Here is a 19,196-nt window from a genome sequence, read left to right as displayed (position 1 = left end):
CGCCTGTCAACGCCACTCGCTGTAAGGCTCCAGCGGCGTCACCGGCAGCGCCAGATTGCCCCGCCACGGTTCGAACAGGTAGCGCAGGTAAAGCATGCCATGGCTCGGTGCATAGTCATCGCTGTGCTGCCAGTCGAACCCGCCGCCCATCACCCAGTGATCGCTCAGCCGGCGTTCGAACAGACCGCGCAGGCGGTAACCCAGTCCGCTGCTGTTACTGGCGTCGCTCATGGCGTCGAGGTTGGAGTCGACGCCATACTGCGCCAGCACCTTGTGATTGACATGTGCATCCGGGTACAGACGGCTGCTGCCGCTGTGGGCCTGGGACCAACCGACGGAGCCCTCCAGCAGCAACGACCAGTCGTAGTTGCGCCAGGCATAACTGATCGGCACGCCGACCGACGTGTAGCGCTGCGGGCTGTAATAGCCGCCCTGCCCCAGGCTGTAGCCGCCCAGGTCCTTGTCGTGGCGCCAGTGCATCAGCGTCACGCCAACGCGCACACGCTCGTCAGCTTTTTCCACCAGGCGGTGGTAGTAGCCGGCCATGGCACGGGTACGCTGGTTGTCGGCCACGTTTTCGCCATACAGCCAATGGTGCCCCAGGCTGGCCCAAACCCCGTCATCGCCGCCTTGGTCCCAGCTCAGGCCAAGCGTGGCCCCGTTGGCCGTGACCCCACCCCAGCGCACACCCGTCGCCGGGTCACGCGCGCCCGCGAACGACAGCAGCGAGTTGCTCATCGGCCGCCGCGACGCAGTCAGCGACCAGCCGACCTGGCCGACATCGCCGTTGACCGTGGCGCCACCCAGCCAGTTGTTGACCTCGTAGCCTTGGGTGGTACCCAGGTCGAAGGCCCAGCGGCTGCCCTGCCAGCCCAGCGCCAGCACGCTACCGTCTGCGGTTTGCGAGCCACCGCTGCACCCTGGGAAGGACACCCCGTCAGCGTTGCGGCCAACAAACTGGCAGGTGCCGAAATCCGTGGTATTGCGCTCCTGATCATTGAGTTCGAATGACCCCGCATCCATGCCGATGCGCTCCACGCGCGCAAAGGCGGTGCCGTCCTGCAACGGGGTATCGACATGCAACAAGGTGGACTGAGTGCTCAGTTCGGATGTGCCCGGCGTACCGTCGTCCTGGCGCCAACCGTAGTCATGCATAAGGGTCACGTGGGTATTGCGCTGTCGATACAGCGCATCGACATCGCTGCGCAGGCTGCGCGCCAACCAGTCATCGCCGTCCTGCTCTCGGCTGGCGAGCGTCATTGCGCGGTCGTCCCGTGGCGACACCGCCGCCGGGTCAAGCAACTGCGCATCGGCCATCGCTGCAGCGTAAAGGCTCAGCGCCCGCTGCGAGTCGGGCTGCGCCACCAGGCGGGCGGCGTCGCGACGCAGCAACGGATCGGGCTGCGGCTGCTGAGCAGCCATCCGCTCAAGTAGCCTGGCTGCCTGGTCGCGCTCACCCAAAGCGACCCATACCGCCGCCATGCGCTGCTGGGCGTTACTGTCATCGGCAGCCAACTGTGGCGGCTGAGCGGCCAGCAACTGCCGAGCGTGCGCGAGGTTACCTTCAGCGACCCAGCTTTCGATCACGCCCAAGCGCGCTGCGGGCTGCCCGGGCTGTAGGGCCAGCACACGCTGGTAATAGCCGCGCGCCTTGCCCGGCTCACCGCGTGCCGCTGCCCAGTCGGCCAACAGCATCAGGTCGTCCGCGCCGCCCTCGCCACGCGCCAGGTTGGCCTCAAGCAGCGCGGACGCCTGCGCGCTATGGCCTTGTGCCTGCAACTGCTGCGCCGAGGCCAGGGTCATGCGGCGCCGAATGCGCTGCTCCAGCCCCTGCATGTCAGCGTTCCAGGTGCTCTGCGGCACCGCCGCGAGGCTGTCCAAGGCCAAGGCATCTCGGTCGCTGGACTCCAGGAACAGGCCATGGGCATAGCGGGTCGCCGGGTCATTGGGCTGGCGCTGCACCAGCTTGGCGAATGCCGCGTCGGCCTCGCCGGTGCGCCCCAGGTGGCGCAGGCTGTTCGCCAGTTGATAGACCAGCCAGGGCTCATCCGGGGCCAACGCATAGGCCTGGCCCAGCGCCTGGCTGGCCGCCGACCAGTCCTCGCGCTGCAGGGCTTCATCGCCTTGCTGACGCAGACGCGCCAGTTGCAGGCTGCGGCGCAGGCTGGCGAACTGCGCTTGTTGCCGGGGTGGCAGGCTGTCGAGGTACGCCTGCGCCTTGTCGGGGGATTGCGCCTGGTACACCCGCATCAGGCCACGCACGGCACTTTCGTTATCTGGCGCCCTACGCCGCACCTGCAGGAATTGGCGCTCGGCAGCGGCTGCATCACCCTCTGCCAGGAAGACGTCCGCCAGGCCCAGCAGAGCGTATTCATCCTGCGGGCGCTGCTGACGTGCCCGCAGGTAAATGGCACGCGCACCTCGCACATCGTGTGCCTGCAAAGCCCGCTCACCTTTGTTGAGCAACGCCCAGTACTGGCTGGACGACTCCAGGTCCTTCCACTGGCTGATCCAGTAGGTGTCCTGCTCCTTGGCACTCGCGGCCCGAAACGCCGCATTGGCGTCTTCATAGCGTCCCTGACGCATCAGGGCATAGCCCAACGCACCGTGCAGGCCGGCATCGTCCGGGTACTGCCGCAGCGCCCGACGCAACTGGGCTTCGGCCTCGGCGTTACGGCCCTTGTCGAGCAACGCCTTGCCCCGTTGGCCGGCCTGCCAGGACGGGTCGGCAAGCAGTTTGCGTTGCTGTTGCAGGTTCTCACTGGCCTGGGCCAACAACGGCGAGGCCGGGTAGCGCTGCAGAAAAGCTTGCCACGCCGCCGCACTGGCGGCGCTCACCGCCTGCCCAGACAGGTAGTCGAACTCGCGCTGGGCAGCGGCATCGCGTGCGCCAGGGTCGCGCGCCAGCTGGTCGAGCAGTGCCAGCGCTTCGCGGTCGCGGTTTTCAGCGAACAGCCAACCGGCCAGGGTCTGGCGCAGTCCCGCACTGCCTGGGTACTGCTGGTCCAACTGCTGCAACTGGCGGATCGCCGCAGAACGTTGGCCTGGCAGGTTGCCGCGCACGCGCCAGTAGTCCAGTGCCAGTTCAAGGCTGGGTGGCTCACCCGCAAACAAGTGCTCATACGCCGCCAGCGCTTCTTCATTGCGCCCGGTAACGGCCAGCAGCCGCGCCTGCTGCAGGCGCCGCGCGGCCTCTGGCTGCTGCAGTTCGAGCAAGCGCAAGGCCTGGCGTGCCTGCGGGCTGTCGGGCGCCAAGGCACTGATCCGTGCCTGCAACTGCTCGGCCTCGGTGATGTTCTTGTCGCGCAACGCCAGGCTCAAGGCTGCCAGCAGCACCTGCGGGTTACGCGGTTCCAGCAATTGCAGGCGGCCCAGCGCATCGCGCACCAAGTCGTCACGGTGCAGCGCCTCGCCCCGGCGCACCTGGTCCAGCAGCCATTGGCGTTGTTCAGTTGCATCCTTGGGTTGCGCAGCGGCCTGGCACGCCACTGCCGCCAGCATCAACACACCCATCATTCGCTGCATGGCGCGCTCCAGGCTGGCAACAGGCGACCGTGCGGGTCAAAACGGTAACGGGATTCATCCCAGCCCTGGCCAAACAGCGCCAGCACCTGGCTGTAATAGGCGTTGGCTTCGACCGGCTGCTCGCGCAGACGCTGACGCTGGGCAGCCAGGCCAGCAGCGTGTTCAGGTAACGCTGCCAGCAAGGGCAACAACGCCGCAGAGAACCCCGTCGGGCCATGGCCACTGGTGCTGCCGCTGTGTGCCTCCACGCGCTCTGGCGGCAGGCCTTGGCGTGTGGTCACGGTCGCCATTGGGGCATAGTGGGCAACAAGTTCGCTACGTTGGGGCGCATCCTTGGCCAACATACCGACCCACAGGTACACCCGAATCGCGTCGTAGTCACCGGCACTGCCATGTTGCGGGTCTGCAGCCAGTTCTCCGGCCGGTGTCCACAGCAGCCAGTCCGGGGCAAACCCCTTGGGCGAGGACGCCAGCCACAAACGTCGTGTGTTGGCTGCCAGCTCACCCCACAGGGGGTCCACCAGGCTGAAGCGCTCTAACAATTGCAGCGGCAGGTAGCTGGGGTTCAAGCGAGTACCGCGGGCATCCTCGAAGCCGTAGTCACCCGGCAGCAGCATTACGCCCAGGCCCGGCAGCTTGCGCACGGTCTGGGCAGCGATGCGCCATAGCACGCGCTGGCCCAGTTGCGTGTACGCGGGCTCGTCCCACAGCCGCCCGGCCTCCAGCAGGCTGTAGGCGATCCACAGGTCGGCGTCGCTGGCGTTGTTGGCGTCCAGCACCTGCCACTGGCTCTGGCCATCACGGCCCCACAGCCAGGCTGGCAGGTGCCGGGCCAGGTCGCCCTCAGCCAGGTTATTGTGGGTCCAGCGCAGCACCTGTGCGAAGGCTGGCCGGTCATTGCCCACCAGGGCGAAGAACAGTGCATAGCTCTGCCCTTCCGAGGTGGTGATCAGGCGCTCGTCGCTCGGGTCGATGACCCGGCCATCCACGCTCACCCGCTCAGCCTTGAAGCGGTCCCAGGCTGGCCACGGGCAAGCCGGCGCGGCACTCACGAAAACGGGCACGCCCAAGGCGAACAGCCCTACCAGCCACTGACGCATCATCACCCCGCCTCACCCAGTCGACGCCGGCCAGCCCAGCGCAATGCCCGCCACAGCAAGAAGGCGAACAGCACCACGCAAACGGCCGCGATCGCCGCCAACAACACCGGGTGCTCGGACAAGTGGAACCACAGCAGCAGCCACCACGGCAACGCGCCAACAAAATAATGCTCGCCAACGAACTGGCTGGTCACACCGCTGCTGCGCACCAATGTGACCGAGCCCGCCACGGCATCGAGCTTGCCCACATCGCCGAGCACCTCGCGCAGCAACCCGTAGTCGCTGTCGCTGTTGGCCAACAGAGCTACGACGCTGCGCTGCTCATGAAACGGCGATTTCAGCCCGGTAATGGCCGCGATCGGCGCCTGCGCGCTGACCGCCACGCGGCTGCTCGCTGCCACCGGCGTGGTATCGAAACGTTGGCTGCCTGGCAGCCCCGCGCTACGGCCTTGCAGTAACCAGTCACGCTGGGCGCTGAGCAGCAGGCCTAGGTTGGGCGCATCGCTCAATGCTTCGGGCAGGCTGCCGATCAGCAGCAGGTCGGCATCTGCCGCTGCTGCCTGCTTCCAGTCGTCGACCAGGCGCAGGCCAAGCGCTGGGTAACCGATCTGCCCGGCCAGCCCTCCCACACTGTCGAGCAAGGTGCCAACCTGCATCGCCGACGGGGTTGCCGGCATGATGACCAAGGTCTCGGAAAGGTCCGCCATGCGGCTGAACGGGAAGCCACTGCGGGCGAATGCGCGCAGGTCAGGCATGGCGATGTAATGGTGGTAGCCCGACAGGTCGATGGTCGAGTTTTCGTCGATCGCCGCCCGCACATCCACCGGCAGCGAGGTTTGGCAGTGATCGCGCTGGGCACTGCCCAGGGTGCTGGCAAAGCTGAAATCGAAGCGCAGCCGGTTGCGGTCGCCGATCTTCAACGCCGGCACCAGCGATTTCTCGGTCAAGGCAGTGCTGTCACCCGACAACACCGCCAGGCGCATCTGCTCAAGCTTGCCAGCACGCCGGTCGTTGCCCACCAGCGGCATACTGGTGATGTACTGGTCATTGACGCTGATACTCAGGCGCGATTCGTCGGTGACTGCCGGTGCCGTGTAGCGGTACAGCGTTCGTAGCGGAATGCCTTGGTTGCGCCAGACAAACAGGTCTGGCGGCAGGTTCAGTTCCAACGTCACCGGCCGCGGCTGCAGGCCGCTGACTTGCAACTGCTCAGGGTAATCGAGCAGTTCGGCGAAACGCACCGGCCGATCAGTGCGCGTCCAGTTCGGCGCATCGTAGGGCAGGCGCGGTTGCAGCGCGGTCATCTGCTCGACCTTGACCCTCGCACCACGGAACAGGTTGTTGCCAACTGCCAGGGCCGAGGCTGCCTTGACCAGGTCTTCATCGTTGCGCCCCAGTACCAGCAGCATTTTGCTCCAACGGTCGCCGGGGTGATCGATCATCTGCAACACCGGGCCGTCCACCAGCGGAAACCTCTGCAGGTCACCCAGGAATGCAGGACGTCGCTCATTGCTGGCAAACACGATGCTCGGCCTGGGTTTGTCGGCAATGGCCGGCAGGCTGTTGTACAGCACCGGGAAGGACGCCTTGCGCCAGCCGGCCTGGCTGCCGAAGTAAGACGCCAGGATAGCCGCCGCGCGCTGCTCACCCAGGCTCGGCACACCACTGAACACCACCGGCAGCTCGACCTTGCCGGTGTCGCGGGCGTCGAAGAACGGCAGCGGGAAATACGCCAGGTCGTTGTCCAGCGCCAGTGCCTGCTCGTGCAACTGCACCTGGCTCTTGCGGTTCAGGTTCAGCCATAGGCCGCTGTGCGCCGGGTCTTCGCAGATGTCGGTGTAATGCCCGACGAATTCCAGGCGTACCCGGTTGAAGTCGCTGAGCAGCTTTGGGTCCAGGGGCAGTTGTCGGCGTACGCGCTGGCCCAACTGCTGCTTCTCGACCGGCACTACCCCCATCAGCTCGTCATTGAGGTACACGCGCAGGTGCGACAAGTTCGGCAACAGCGCGGGCGAAGGCGTGTAGTCCAGCTGCAAGGTGGCATCGGTAGCAAGGCGGTCGCGACGCAGGCCGAACTCGATGTGTTCGCTGTTGCGCACCCCTAACAGCAGGCTGTCGGATGCATGCCCGAGCTGCTCGAAGGTTTTCGTAACCGGCCAGTTCGGCACCGTGGGTACGGCTGGCTCGGCAAGCGGGGTTACAGCGTCGGCTGCGGCGCTCTGCGACAAGGCGGCAAACAGCGCCATCGCCAAGCCCCAGGTACGCGCGGGATAACCAGTCATCATGCGTCTCGATCAACAAGGTTCAGGGAAGGGAAAGGCCGCGGTGTGCGGGGCCTGTAGCTGGCCAGCCAGCGCGCCAGCGTACGCAGTGGGCGCAACCACGCACGCAGCCACGGCGGCAGGTGCTCGACCAGGCGCAGGTAACCAACGCCACCCAGCTTCAGCACATCGACCAGGCTGCGCAGCGGGCGATCGGCTTCATGCTGCTCGTGCCAGCCAAGCCAGGCATCGGCGCGGGCGAAGGTGCAGTGAACCAGGTCGATACGCTGTTGCTGGCTCAAGTCATGGAACACCAGGCCCACGTGGTACCCGACAGTACGGGTGACACAGGCCTGGAAGGCGAATTCGCGCTGGCCACGGTTGAGCAGCAGGCGTACCCGAGCCCCCGGCTGCAGCTCAAGGCCCGGGGGCAACTGCAAGCCAACACCGCCATCGGAGTAATCCACCAGGGTGCAGGGGTAGGCGTGGCCGCTGGCAAGCACCAGCCCCGCTGGCAAGCGCATTTGTACCCGGTGGGCGCGGCGCACCTGCCGCACTTCGGCGGCCACGGCAACGGCGGCGCCGATGATCAGCAGGTTGTAGACAACCCACAGCGAGCTGACGATCACCGTGCCAATTTCTGCTGTGGGGCCTGTAAACAGACGCCACACGGCAAAGCCCAGGCCGGCCACGTTAAAAGCCGCGAGCCACAGGTAAGGCTGGGCGATACGCCAGTCGAACTGCTCCTGCTCCATCAGGCCGCCCTTGGCGGTGACGTTGAACGTGCCCTTCTTCGGCGCAAACAGGGCGACCGTGGTGGGGCGGGCGATGTACCAGGCCAGCACGGTCTCGTAGACCTCGCCCCAGAACGTTTGCCGGTACTTGCCCTGCATGCGCGAGTTGGTCAGGCTGGCGTGGATCATGTGCGGCAGTACGTAGAGCAGGATCATCAAGGCCGGCGCATAGATGATGTAGGCATGCAGCAACAGGAACGCCAGCGGCGCGGTCAGGAATACGAGCCGCGGCAAGCCGGCCAGAAAGTGCAGCATGGCGTTGGCATAACACACCCGCTGGAACAGGCTCAGCCCGCGGCCGAACAGGGGGTTGTCAGTGCGGAAGATCTGCACCATGCCGCGCGCCCAACGAATACGCTGGCCGATGTGCGCCGACAGGCTCTCGGTAGCCAGGCCCGCTGCCTGCGGGATGCTCAGGTAGGCCGAAGACCAGCCCTGGCGGTGCATGCGCAAAGCGGTATGGGCATCCTCGGTGACGGTTTCTACGGCAAAGCCACCGATGCTTTCCAGCGCCGTACGCCGCAGCACAGCACACGAGCCGCAGAAGAATGCCGCATTCCACATATCGTTACCGTCCTGGATCAGGCCGTAGAACAGCTCCCCTTCATTGGGGCGACGACGGAACGAACCCAGGTTGCGCTCGAACGGATCAGGCGAGAAGAAATGGTGCGGCGTCTGCACCAGCGCAAGCGTTGAGTCTTTGAGGAACCAGCCCACTGTCAATTGCAGGAAAGAGCGCACCGGTACGTGATCGCAGTCGAAAATGGCGATCAGCTCGCTGTCTGTCACGCTCAACGCATGGTTGAGGTTACCGGCCTTGGCGTGCTTGTTGTCCGCGCGCACGATGTAGCCCACCCCGACTTCGTCAGCAAATGCCCGAAACGCTTCGCGCCGGCCATCATCGAGGAGGTAGATGCGCAACTTCTCTCTGGGCCAGTCCAGGCCCAGGGCTGCCAGTACCGTAGTACGTACCACTGCCAAGTCTTCGTTGTAGGTCGGGATCATCAGGTCGACCGTCGGCCAGTGCCCCGGGTTTGCCGGCAGGCTCGCCGGTTTGCGCTGCAACGGCCAGCTGGTCTGGATGTAGCCCAGGATCAGCACGAACCACGAGTAAGTCTCGGCCGCCAGCAGGATCACGCCACACACCAGGTCGGTCGTGTCGTTCCAGTTCAGGGTCGAGGTGTAGCGCCACCACAGGTAACGGCAGGAGATGATGGTCGACAGCACGATCAGCATCAGTGTCGGGAAGCGGCCCGGCATGTGCCGCACCAGCATGGCGATGCCCAAAAGCAGGCAGATGAACACCAACTGCGCCAGGTAGCCGAACGGCTCGGTCACGCACAGCAAGGCCAGGCCAATGGCGCAGAGTGTCAGCACGCTATAGAACGCCCACCGGGCGAAGTCGCTCAAACCGCGCAGGCGTGCCGAGGCTTCTCGCTTGAAGGCACTGGCCCGATAGCGCCCGGGCAATTGTTGCAACCTGTCGATCAGCAGGCCACGGCACTGGCGCACATGCTGCCCCGCGATGCGCCACTGCGCTTGTACTGTGCGCCAAGCTTGGCTGGCCAGCCCAGGTTCGCGTGGCACCGGTGGGCGTCGCAGTAACAGCCACAGGCTCTGGATCAACACACGCAAGGGGTCGCCCAGGGTCGGGCGCTTGCCCGCCAGTTGCGGATACAGGCGCTGACGCTCGGCCAGCAAGGCCTGCCAAGCGGGCGACTCCAGACGCAAGAACAGGAAGGCCAGCCAAACACCCAGGGTAAACAGCCAGGCGACTGGCCGCTGTGCGCCGCGGGCAGTGAACCAGGTGTAGGCAGACAGTGGCGTAAAGCTCACGACGGGCGTCTCGTCAGGCAACGTACCGCCAAGCTCTGCACATCCCGGCAGGCCAAGCTCTGCGGCGCGTAATGGCCAAGCGGAGCTTTGCACGCCAAGGCTTCGAGAAAGGCCTCGTCGCGGTGCACCACCTGGATGGGCAACTGTTCACGGTACAGATCCCGCCACACCATCAGAAGGTCGCTCTGCAAGCGACTTGCCGGGTCGTAGCGATTGACCAGCAGCAAATCGTAATGCTCGACCTGCCGCCGCCCCAGCAACAGATGGCTGGCCATCTCGGCCTCGGCCACCAGTACGCGCACATCGGTCTCGACACGGGCAGCGACATCAGCCGGCAACTGCGGCACGTCGAACAGCAGCCAGTCAAAGTGTTTGGCCAATTCGACCTGGCGAGCGTCCCACGCGGCAGCATCGGCCGCCCGCTGCGGCGCGTCGGCAGGTAGCGCGCCGAAAGGCATCAGCCACAGCCCATCGAGCACCTCGTATACAGCATCGGTGCACGGCCGCCCTTCCCGCTCGGCAAGCGCCCATCCCTCGCGCGTGTCGAGGGGCAGGTTGAAATGCAACCCCAGCAGGTTGTCTGGGCACAGGTCGATCAGCAGCACCCGCTCACCCACCTCCTGCAACGCATAGCCCAGCGCGGCCAGCAAGGCACTGCGCCCCAAGCCACCGCGCACCCCGTGCAACGCCAAGCTGGTCATGGTGTCACCCTCTCACGCCGCGGTGCCGTCAGGGTCAGCTCGCCCTGGGCACTGGAGCGGCAGCTTTCACCCAGCAACGGCCAGCGCTGCAAGGCCTGCTGAACACCTACCAGCATGGAGATGTCCTGGTAGTGCAGGCCCGGCATATCCAGGTGCTGGCGCAGTTGGGCAATGTCGTCGCTACGGTCAGCGGGGTCAGCGTTGCCAGGTTTCATCGGCGCTCCTCGGGAATGGGCTGCCAGTCCGGCTGGCCTTGCAGGCGCATGTAGGCGCGCCCTTGGTAGTTCAAGACCTGCGCACCGGAGGTTTCCGCGACCTGCTCGGTGGTCGGCAAGTCGGTCAGCAGGCTGGGCACATCCAGCGCCTGCTGCTGGCCCAGGCCGGCGTACACGCGCGAGATCAGCTCGGACAGCGCCAGGTAGCTGGTGGGGGCCGAGACCCGCAGCGGCTCGCTGCGTGCAGGCTGCCCCATGCCGATGAACTTGAGGCCAACCGGCACATGGGTAATCGACGGCGTGGGGATTTCGCGCATGCCCGACAATTGCATGCGGTCGCCATGCAGCGCGGCGCCATGTTCCGGGACGATAGCCACGACCACCCGGCGGCCGCTGCGCTCCAGCTCATCGAGGAAGGTGCCCAGCTCGCCGAACAGGCGGTTGGCGCGGGTGGCGTAATCGGCCACGCGGGTCCCCCCATCGGCGGTAACGATGCGGTTGCCGTCGTGCAGGCTGATGCTGTTGTAGAACAACGAAACATGATCATCCGCTGTGTCTTTGCGCTGCCCCCACCAACGCCGCAGCACCTCCAGGTCACTGGCAATCGGCGAGCCGTCGAAGCCGACCAATGCCCGCGGGAAATCGGTGTTGCGCATACCAGGTTGCGGCATGTGCTGCTGGGTGATGTCGCCGATGAAGTTGTCGAACCGCCCGCTGTGGTTGAGCAAGGTATTGCTCTGGAAGCCAAGCCTGGCCAGGTTCTGGAACAACAGGCACTGCGCCGGGGCTGGCTGGTACAGGCCCGCGTGGGACGACTGCCCACAGCTGGCACGCAACACTCGGATAGCAGCTGGCCCGCTGTAGGAGGTGGCCGAGTTGAACTGATCGAAGACCACGTCCAAGCGCGAGAACAAGGGGTTGTCACGCAGCCCCACCGCCGACAGGTCGTCCCAGGCCAGCGAACAGATGTTGATCACCAGCAGGTCGAACGGCTGCTCATCGGCGTTCATGGCAGGGAATGCCGTCACCCGTTCACGCTCATGGGTGAAAAAGCGCTCAAGCCAGCTGTCGAGTGTGGCATTGTCGGCTATCGCAGTAGCCTGCACCGGCTCAGCGGGGTGGGTAGTGGCAGTGCTGGGCACCTGGCCCGCGCTGAACCCCAGCGACGGCAGGCCACCGACTGCCAGCCACGCCAGCCCCAACAGGCTCAGGGTGCTCAGGCGCAGCCAATGGCGCAGGTACAGATAGCCCACCAGCAACAGCACCAACGCGCCCAGCAGGTTCCAGTTGATAAAGCGGCCCAGCAGTTCAAGCAGGTAATCCCACGAGAAATCGAGCACCCCTGGCTGCGCCAGCAGGCGGCTGAACGGCGGCAACCAGGTGTCCTGGTAGAACAGCGCGATGCCAATCGGCAGCGCCACCAACTGGCGCGCAACGCGCAGCCACTTACCCGGCAGCGGGATCAGCAGAAACACAGCGAACAGCAGGTTTGGCAGGGCCTGGAAATCGAGCATACCCAGGGCGACCAGCAGGAACTTGGCCAAAAAATAAAGGTTCCACCCTCCCAGTCCAGGCCATTGAGCCGGTACCGGGAGAGTGGTGCTTGCATTAGTCATTACGGGTTTCCTGGCGTACAGCGCGGCGGCGTACGCCCAGCGGTTTCAAGTAACGGGGGGAAAGGCGGCGGCGCAACCAGCCGCGCAACGCGGCGCGCAGGCGCACCACCAGCAAGGCCAGCCCTACAGTGACCAGCGCAGTGATGCCAACCACTTGCAGCAGTTGCACGAAGTTCATACAGCGCCCCACTTGGCCAGTGCGACCCGGCGCGGCGCCAGGGCCGGCCGCTCGCGTGCGGGCAGCTGCACCGCCGCGTCAATCCGTGGCGGCTGTGGCACGTTGTCATCGAGGAAGGCAGGGGCGGCCAGGCTGTCGACGCCGGCAAGCACTTCCTGGCTGATGAACAGCTCTTTCCACGACAGCTGGAAGATGTGATCAAGCGCCTGTTCGACGCCTTCGGACCGGCAGGCGAACAGAAACAGGAACAGCACATCACCTACGACACAGGCGATGTCACCGTCGCGGCGGAACACGGTGCGCGAGCATGCCTGCAGCGGGGTCAGGCCAGGGGCCGGGCGCAGCACCAGCAACTGGTGGACAATTTCGCCGTTACGCACACCGTGCCACATTGTCTGCACCGCTTCAGCAAACGCGCCAGGCGCCACCAGCCCGCAGATCGCCAGCGGCCGCAAGCGCGCAAGCAAAGCATCGAAGTCGGTTGGCAGGTGCCGGCGCCAGACGTAACCCTGGATGCTCTCCACCATGGTCAGGAAGCGCGACAGGCTCGCGCCAAAGGGCACGATCTGGGTGGCCCCGCAGGCCAGCAGCAGTTGTTCATCCTGATAGCGCAGGGTGGGCGCCATCTCGCGCACTACCAGCTTCAGGGCATTGCCGCGCAACTGGCGCAGGTGGTGCAGCTGACGCGCCAGGGTATCCAGGCGCTGCCCACCCTCCATGGCAAAAATGACCGTGGCGGATACCGCACGGCCAGCTTTGTCAGTCAGTTCGTCGAGGCTTTCGCAGACCTGCCAGTGCTCGGAGAAAGCTGGAGCGCCCTCCAGTACCGGCCGCTGGGCCAGGCACAACAGCTCATCGCCACCTGTGTCGGTTGGCGGCTGCGGCGTCGCGGCAACGGCAAAAACTGCATCAAGGCGCACCAGCTCGATGTCCCGGGTGCCAACCTTGCCCAGCGCGTTACTCCAGAAGTGCTGCAGGTAACGTACCCCGCCTTTGCCGCGATACACCTGGGCCAACCCGTCGACGCCCTGGTTGAAGGCGCGCAAGCGCTCGACCAGGCCGGCGCACTGCCCGCCGCTGATGACCAGCATCAGCGCAGCCTCCGCCATCAATACCGTGCGCAGGGCATTGCACCATCCCTCGACCTTGCCGCCATCCCACACGTCGGCAGGCGCCAGCACGATCAGCACACGCCCAGGCACATCGATACGGGGCAGGTCATCGACCAGCCGCAGCATCGCTTGCGGGTTGGCTTCATACAACGCCAACGCGTCCGGCCCCTGCACCGCATCGAGTGCGCCTAGCACGTCACCCATGGCTTGCGCATCGGCGATCAGCGCTGCCCGCGTGCGCCCGGGCAAACCCTCCACCACCTGGCGGCACAGCACGGTGGCGTCTTCTGCGGTGTCACAGGCCAACCAGTACAGTCCTTGTACATGAAGCTGGCTGCTTTCGGCCCCTAGGCCGGAAATAGCCAACAACGGCATTGCATTCGTCAAAACACTGGCTCTTCGTCAAAAATAAAATGGCTTACAGCATGAAATTTCGCACGTGCGCCGCTGACGCCTTTTGACTTACGTCAAAAAAGCGATAATTCGGCATGCGAATTCGGAGGAACGTCAACTTTACAGCACTGAGACAGGGTAGAGGCCGTTTGAAATGTAATAAATTGCAAAGGCACGCTCAGTGACGTCGCCCAAAGCGTTGACTTTGACGAAGGTATCGAGGGTGAGGTTGCGTTCTGATCGCCGCTGAAAACAGCTGGCACGCACCTTGAACAGAAAACTGTCACATTGATGTCAATGAGCCTTTTCACGTGTTGGCTGATGAAAATTGCATCCGAAAAGCCAACCGAGCAGGCTCAGTTGCATGGCCACCACCGGATCGCCATCGAGGCGCGGCAAGCGATCGGTCTTGCACAGCCCGACCACCAGCTGCAGTTCGCTCTCGCTCAGCACGCCCTTGAGCCTGGCCCAGAGGCATCAAGCAGCAGGCTGTAGCGATGCGAACCGGCCAGCAACTCGGCGACGCGATCGGTGCTGCCACTCCCGGCTTGCGGCTGTAGGACACAGTCCAAATGGCGTTGATACTGTCCGCCCACGTCGGTGTCATGGCACAGCCTGGCAAACTCAATGGCACAGGGTGGTTTGATGTTGCCTGCCCGAGCGTTGCTCAAGCGATTGCCCTTCGGCTGTCCGCCCGCCACGCTCTAATCGGCGGTGAAGCAGCTCAACACCATGCGCAGGGAAATGCGCGAAGTTGAGCTGTTCGTTTGAAGTTTCCCTAGACAGGTTTCATTGCCATGGCGCCTGTGACATTCGTATTATAAGAATTCGCAAAGTGAATTGTCTTTGTTGCCACGTGATAGAAAGGCCCGGAGCCTGGACCATCGTTGTAGCCTTCACGGCAAAGCCTATGGCCTGTCCAGGTATGACGATTTAATGGCAACTGTGCCCCGTATAATACACGCAGATCCGGGATCAAATCGTCATTCACAGGCAGGGCCGACTCCGCACTGACAAATCTCTCGGCACTGACCAAATTGTAGCTGCCTGGGCCGATCAGCACCCTGAAGCAATAACTCACCTGCACCGGATAGCTGATGGTTTTTTTCGCCACATCGGTGATCGTGATGGTTACGTCGCCATTGCGTAATGGCCAGACACGACCGTCGGCATCTACCCGAGCAATGGCTGGGGCACTTGAAGCATAGGTATACGGAGGGGTGCCGCCGGTGGGCAATCGCTGTTGGGACCTTGCGATATTGCCATTGACTTTGGGCGGGATAACGGCCCAGGCATTGGCCACCATTTGACACATCTCGATGGCCCCTCCGCGCAGCACCATCGGGGCTTGGCTGACATCCAACGGGGCAACCAGCATCGCAGGCGTTGCGATTGTAAATTCCAGGTCCGCAGACGCACGACCCGGTGTATTGGCCTGGAACACAATGTAGTAAACAACGACATCAATCGGGTTTCCACTGAGCTTCAGTTCAGCGGCAGGCACCTGGAACGAGGTCGGTGTATCGTCTGCGTCAATGTCTTGCGATTGCTCGTGGCGCCCCCCTTCCGAGGTTTTCCAGATCATTTGAAGCGTATAATCCCCCTTCACCGCGCTTAGATCCGGCAGCGCAATATAAACACCGTGTGTAAACTCCCGCCGGCCGGGGTCCAACACATTATTGGAACCGGAAAGATCGGTTTCAGTGGTGGGCGCCGGCAGCGTCTCGGCAAGATAACCGACGTAGAATCGCTGGTATAACGACTTGACCTTGTTCTTGCCCCGCTTCACGGTGTAGTAGATATCCACATAGCCCCCCTCCAAGGGCAGCAGGAACTTAGGCCCATCCAAGCGTAACCGCAATTCACTGCCGACCTGGACTTTGGTGACACGATGCTTTCTGGGTTTGAATGCCAGGCTACGACCGTCGGCAGCAACCCCGCGCATCACGACGTCAACAACATCATCCTTCACCAGATTGGCCAGTTGAGGAATGACCAGGTCTGCTACCGCCAGATCAGAGTCGGTCCACCAGCCATTATCCACACTTTCGGCGCCGTCTATCGACACTGCGGGCAATGCGTTGGATGCACGCGTGCCGATGAAATCAAGGGTGGCTGACTGTGACAACGTGACCGTATTATTGCGTTTTACTTCGTAATAAGCGCTGCCCGAACCATTGGCGAGGCCCCACAACTCCGTGTGGGACAGTGTAAAGTTAAGCACTTCGCCAGCAGCTGTTATATCCACAGTACCCAGATCGGATGCTTGAGCAAGGCCTGCTTCGGTAGTGGCTTTCCATTTGACGGTTACAGTATCGCCTGGCTGGAAATTGCCGGGGTCAGCTTTAATTTCCAGCCCCCTGCTGCCATAGATGTCCAAATCGAAAGGTTGGACAATAGTGCGTTTCAGGTCTTCCAAATCGCTGAGGGTGGGTGCAGCAAACTTAAGCTTCGATACGGCGACCTGTACACGGGTGGTTACCGACCATTCGGACTCGTTGCCAACCTCATCAACGACGTAGTAATCCACTTCAAGGTCTTTGCTGTCTCCCGCTGCCAGTACTGTAGCCTCCGGCACGGTGATGACAATCGGCTTGCCCACGTGTGCCGCTTGCACGCTATGCTCAACGGTTTCATGGCCCCAATACAGTACGAGCGTATCGAAGGCCGCCATGCCCGTGTAAGCCGCAATCGTCACTTGCACGCCGCTCTTGGCGTCGCTTTCGCCTACCGGCCCCATGGCCGGCGTTGTCAGGGTGGGCGCATTCAACGGCACAGGCGCTGCGTTACCCACATGCCCCGGTTGGCCGAATCGCACCTTTACAATCAACACCTGTGAAGTGCCCACAGTGCCATAGAGGCCAGCGCTGTCTTTGCGTGTAACGTAATACTTTACTTGCGCGTCATCTTTTTCCTTGATGAAGGCACTGGGCACGATCACTGTCAGATACTGGTTGCTCACGTCCCCCGCTACGACCTTCGCGGGTACTCTCTTGCCGCTCCAGTCTGCGATGATCCAATCATCCACGGCCATGCCCTTGAAGGCAGGGATGACGACCACCACGCCGTCGTCAGGGTCCCAGACTTCCTCGTGGTTGATACCCACATCCGCGATTGAGACAGGCCACGTGGCACCAATGACCATAGGCCTTGGATAATCTGAGATCGCCTCTTTCGGATAGCGGCTCTTCAGGTGAAGATCAAACTCGATGCGCAGATCGTCAATGCCAGCAGGACTGCCTGGCACAATGCTATTCTGATTAACGGGGGGGGCTATCATTGTTGAGCTCATTTTTTCAATCCTTCAATGCAGTTGGAGCTGCAATAAAACAAGCAACATTAGTTATGGGCGCCCCACCCAGCCCTCTTCCAGCGTAAGGGAAACAGGCGCGCAGGTGCGTTCAGCAACGTTACACACACGGGAACACTTCAACACCTGGTAAAAGTGATAGTTTTGATAGTGCCGGACACTGCATGACCACTACAGTACCAACCCCCGAGATGCATCAGGCGAAGAAAGGTAACCCATACTTCTTCGGCATGAAGGTGCATATTGGCGCCAAGGTCGAGGGCGTTCAGCTTCTCTCGTTCAAATGCCTGACCACCTGGTCTGCTACCTGCGCCAGGCAGCCTTTGAAGAAGTGATTGGCCGCGCTATAGACCACGACCGGGCGGTGCTCTGGCCGTGCCCAGTCAAGCAGGTTGGCCAGCGGCGCCATCTCGTCGTGCTCGCCATGCAGCAACAGGCAGCGGGATGGTAACGGCAGCGCTGGGTAGAACCGCCCGCCAGGCACCTCTCCCACCGGCAGCCCCAACAACGCGACAGCATGCAGCGAGCTTTCCAGCGTGATCGCGACCCGGGCAAACACGTGCGCACCAAACGAGAAGCCGACGAGTGCGATGGGCAGCTCGGGGTAACGTTCCTGCAGGTGCCTGACGACGACAATGCTGTCTTCGGCCTCACCTACTCCCTCGGCATGTGCGCCAGCGGTTTGCCCCACTCCGCGAAAGCTCGGGCGCACCACGCGCCAGCCTGCAGCGCACAGCTTGCGGGCCAAGGTCAGCGGTACCACGTGGTGCGGGCTGCCGCCCAGCAAGGGTTGCGGATGGCTGACCACCGCCACGCCCCTGACGGGCAACACCGGTTCATCGACAATCAATTCGATCAGCCCGGCCGGGCCCGTGATCAGCTGTTCGCTTCGTGCATCATCGTGCATCGCTATCTCCATCGACCGCTATCGTTTCGTCCGTTTCATTCGGTGCCGACTTGGCTGCTGGCAACGCGCGCAACACCATCACTACCAGCCCGACATTGATTGCCGCCAACCAACCCAACGCCATGAGCACCCCCATGGCACCGAAGTGCTGCAGCAGGTAGCCGCCAACTAACGGTGTCAGTGCCTGGCCGATCAGTGAAGGCCGCGACATCTTGCCCATCAGCACCACGTACTGCGACGGTGGCATCAACGCCAGCGGTAGCAGGCCGCGAACGATCGCTCGCAGTCCGTTGCCCAGGCCGTAGAGTAACAAGCCCACCGCTGTCGCGCCTGGCGCAAACGCGACTAACAATACGCCTAGCGCAACCAGCACGACTGACACCAGTGCAGTCCAAATGGGGTGGCGCTTGCCCGCTAGCATCTGCAACACCCGCGAGGCGACCTGGCTCGGCCCCAACAACGCCGAAAGCGCGATGGCAGCAGCCAGCGAATAGCCCAGCCCTTGCAGAACGGCGACCAGTTGCACCGAAATGGCGGTCATGATGACCGCACCCAGCGCGAAGATCCACGTCAGTTGCCGGTACACACGTCGGTTCACGCCCGCACTGCTCTGCTCGATGAGGCGCTTGCGCGGCGCTGACCGGACGGCGCTCGGCAGTACCTTGAGGTAAAACGGCGTTGTCACCAGAAGCACTGCGGCATAGCCGACACACGCGTAGCGCCAGCCCACATGCTCGATGGCAAATGCCACCAGCGGCCAGCACAGGGTTGTGGCAAACCCTGTAATCAGGGTGATGCCGGTAATGGCTTTACCCGCACGCTCGGCATACAGCGCACCCAATGTCGCGAACAGCGCTTCGTAGAGCCCGGCGGCCATGCCAACACCGATGATCACCCACGCGAGCAAAAACGTCGGCAACGTCTGGCTAGCCGCGATCATCAACAACCCGAGAGCAACGATCACGCCACTGCTGGCCAGTTGTGTCCGGCCACCGTAAAGGGCAACCAGGCGGCTCGACAGCGGTGCAAGCAGGGCCGAGACCATCAGGCTCAGCGACAACGCGCCGTACACCCACTGGCTGCCCCAACCGGTCTCGCGCGTTATCGGCTCGCCCATGACCGCCAGCAAAAAGAACGAGCCGCCCCAGACCAGAACCTGCAGCATGCCCAGGCAAAAAATGCCAAGGGCCCCGGGTAGACGAGCTTCGGCGTGCACGGTAAACCTTCAACAAGACGAACGAATCAGTG

The 19,196-nt window shown here is 63.3% G+C and carries 14 protein-coding genes; all 14 read right to left on the bottom strand.

Annotated elements, in window-relative coordinates:
- Positions 1–6 precede the first annotated feature (6 nt).
- The 14 genes from bcsC to OO306_RS06130 all read right to left on the bottom strand — a co-directional run bounded on the left by bcsC (position 7) and on the right by OO306_RS06130 (position 19,113).
- Positions 7–3,525: a cellulose synthase complex outer membrane protein BcsC gene (gene bcsC, locus OO306_RS06190; protein ID WP_265968073.1), complete on the bottom strand. Its 3,519-nt coding sequence runs from the start codon at positions 3,523–3,525 to the stop codon at positions 7–9.
- Complete coding sequence (bcsZ, locus tag OO306_RS06185; RefSeq protein ID WP_265968072.1) at positions 3,513–4,628, bottom strand: cellulose synthase complex periplasmic endoglucanase BcsZ; 1,116 nt, start codon at positions 4,626–4,628, stop codon at positions 3,513–3,515. Before bcsZ ends, bcsC begins: the two co-directional genes overlap by 13 nt.
- Positions 4,628–6,910, bottom strand: a complete 2,283-nt coding sequence (gene bcsB, locus OO306_RS06180; protein WP_265968071.1) for a cellulose biosynthesis cyclic di-GMP-binding regulatory protein BcsB — start codon at positions 6,908–6,910, stop codon at positions 4,628–4,630. The genes bcsZ and bcsB overlap by 1 nt, the downstream gene beginning before the upstream one ends.
- Positions 6,907–9,516 (bottom strand): UDP-forming cellulose synthase catalytic subunit, encoded by a 2,610-nt coding sequence (gene bcsA, locus OO306_RS06175; RefSeq protein WP_265968070.1) that lies wholly within the window; start codon positions 9,514–9,516, stop codon positions 6,907–6,909. The genes bcsB and bcsA overlap by 4 nt, the downstream gene beginning before the upstream one ends.
- The gene (bcsQ, locus tag OO306_RS06170) at positions 9,513–10,217 is read right to left on the bottom strand and encodes a cellulose biosynthesis protein BcsQ (RefSeq protein WP_265968068.1); all 705 of its coding nucleotides are present in this window, start codon (positions 10,215–10,217) and stop codon (positions 9,513–9,515) included. Before bcsQ ends, bcsA begins: the two co-directional genes overlap by 4 nt.
- Entirely contained in the window at positions 10,214–10,432 is a 219-nt protein-coding gene (bcsR, locus tag OO306_RS06165; RefSeq protein WP_265968066.1) for a cellulose biosynthesis protein BcsR, read from the bottom strand. Before bcsR ends, bcsQ begins: the two co-directional genes overlap by 4 nt.
- The gene (gene bcsG / locus OO306_RS06160; protein WP_265968064.1) at positions 10,429–12,048 is read right to left on the bottom strand and encodes a cellulose biosynthesis protein BcsG; all 1,620 of its coding nucleotides are present in this window, start codon (positions 12,046–12,048) and stop codon (positions 10,429–10,431) included. The genes bcsR and bcsG overlap by 4 nt, the downstream gene beginning before the upstream one ends.
- Positions 12,041–12,226, bottom strand: coding sequence for a cellulose biosynthesis protein BcsF (bcsF, locus tag OO306_RS06155; protein WP_265968063.1), 186 nt, complete (start codon positions 12,224–12,226; stop codon positions 12,041–12,043). Before bcsF ends, bcsG begins: the two co-directional genes overlap by 8 nt.
- The gene (gene bcsE, locus OO306_RS06150) at positions 12,223–13,713 is read right to left on the bottom strand and encodes a cellulose biosynthesis protein BcsE (RefSeq protein ID WP_265968062.1); all 1,491 of its coding nucleotides are present in this window, start codon (positions 13,711–13,713) and stop codon (positions 12,223–12,225) included. Before bcsE ends, bcsF begins: the two co-directional genes overlap by 4 nt.
- A gap of 312 nt (positions 13,714–14,025) precedes the next feature.
- The gene (locus OO306_RS06145) at positions 14,026–14,184 is read right to left on the bottom strand and encodes a hypothetical protein (RefSeq protein WP_265968060.1); all 159 of its coding nucleotides are present in this window, start codon (positions 14,182–14,184) and stop codon (positions 14,026–14,028) included.
- On the bottom strand, positions 14,178–14,432 hold the full coding sequence (locus tag OO306_RS28395; RefSeq protein WP_369124823.1) for a DUF6543 domain-containing protein: 255 nt from the start codon (positions 14,430–14,432) through the stop codon (positions 14,178–14,180). The genes OO306_RS06145 and OO306_RS28395 overlap by 7 nt, the downstream gene beginning before the upstream one ends.
- Before the next feature lie 77 nt (positions 14,433–14,509).
- Positions 14,510–17,023 carry a hypothetical protein gene (locus OO306_RS06140; protein ID WP_265968059.1) on the bottom strand — a complete coding sequence of 838 codons (2,514 nt, stop codon included), beginning with the start codon at positions 17,021–17,023 and terminating at the stop codon, positions 14,510–14,512.
- 283 nt (positions 17,024–17,306) lie between these two features.
- On the bottom strand, positions 17,307–17,948 hold the full coding sequence (locus tag OO306_RS06135; protein ID WP_265968058.1) for an alpha/beta hydrolase: 642 nt from the start codon (positions 17,946–17,948) through the stop codon (positions 17,307–17,309).
- The gene (locus OO306_RS06130) at positions 17,938–19,113 is read right to left on the bottom strand and encodes an MFS transporter (RefSeq protein ID WP_265968153.1); all 1,176 of its coding nucleotides are present in this window, start codon (positions 19,111–19,113) and stop codon (positions 17,938–17,940) included. The genes OO306_RS06135 and OO306_RS06130 overlap by 11 nt, the downstream gene beginning before the upstream one ends.
- Positions 19,114–19,196 lie beyond the last annotated feature (83 nt).

The sequence above is a fragment of the Pseudomonas sp. DCB_AW genome (genome assembly GCF_026240895.1).
Lineage (GTDB): Bacteria > Pseudomonadota > Gammaproteobacteria > Pseudomonadales > Pseudomonadaceae > Aquipseudomonas > Aquipseudomonas kermanshahensis.
The sequence above is the reverse complement of the archived record's forward strand: the minus strand, read 5'-3'. Positions and strand labels throughout refer to the sequence as shown.

Coding starts and splice junctions, on each gene's coding strand:
- bcsC (WP_265968073.1), bottom strand. CDS start 3,525: ATGCAGCGAATGATGGGTGTGTTGATGCTGGCGGCAGTGGCGTGCCAG.
- bcsZ (WP_265968072.1), bottom strand. CDS start 4,628: ATGATGCGTCAGTGGCTGGTAGGGCTGTTCGCCTTGGGCGTGCCCGTT.
- bcsB (WP_265968071.1), bottom strand. CDS start 6,910: ATGATGACTGGTTATCCCGCGCGTACCTGGGGCTTGGCGATGGCGCTG.
- bcsQ (WP_265968068.1), bottom strand. CDS start 10,217: ATGACCAGCTTGGCGTTGCACGGGGTGCGCGGTGGCTTGGGGCGCAGT.
- bcsR (WP_265968066.1), bottom strand. CDS start 10,432: ATGAAACCTGGCAACGCTGACCCCGCTGACCGTAGCGACGACATTGCC.
- bcsG (WP_265968064.1), bottom strand. CDS start 12,048: ATGACTAATGCAAGCACCACTCTCCCGGTACCGGCTCAATGGCCTGGA.
- bcsF (WP_265968063.1), bottom strand. CDS start 12,226: ATGAACTTCGTGCAACTGCTGCAAGTGGTTGGCATCACTGCGCTGGTC.
- bcsE (WP_265968062.1), bottom strand. CDS start 13,713: ATGCCGTTGTTGGCTATTTCCGGCCTAGGGGCCGAAAGCAGCCAGCTT.
- OO306_RS06140 (WP_265968059.1), bottom strand. CDS start 17,023: ATGAGCTCAACAATGATAGCCCCCCCCGTTAATCAGAATAGCATTGTG.
- OO306_RS06135 (WP_265968058.1), bottom strand. CDS start 17,948: ATGCACGATGATGCACGAAGCGAACAGCTGATCACGGGCCCGGCCGGG.
- OO306_RS06130 (WP_265968153.1), bottom strand. CDS start 19,113: ATGCTGCAGGTTCTGGTCTGGGGCGGCTCGTTCTTTTTGCTGGCGGTC.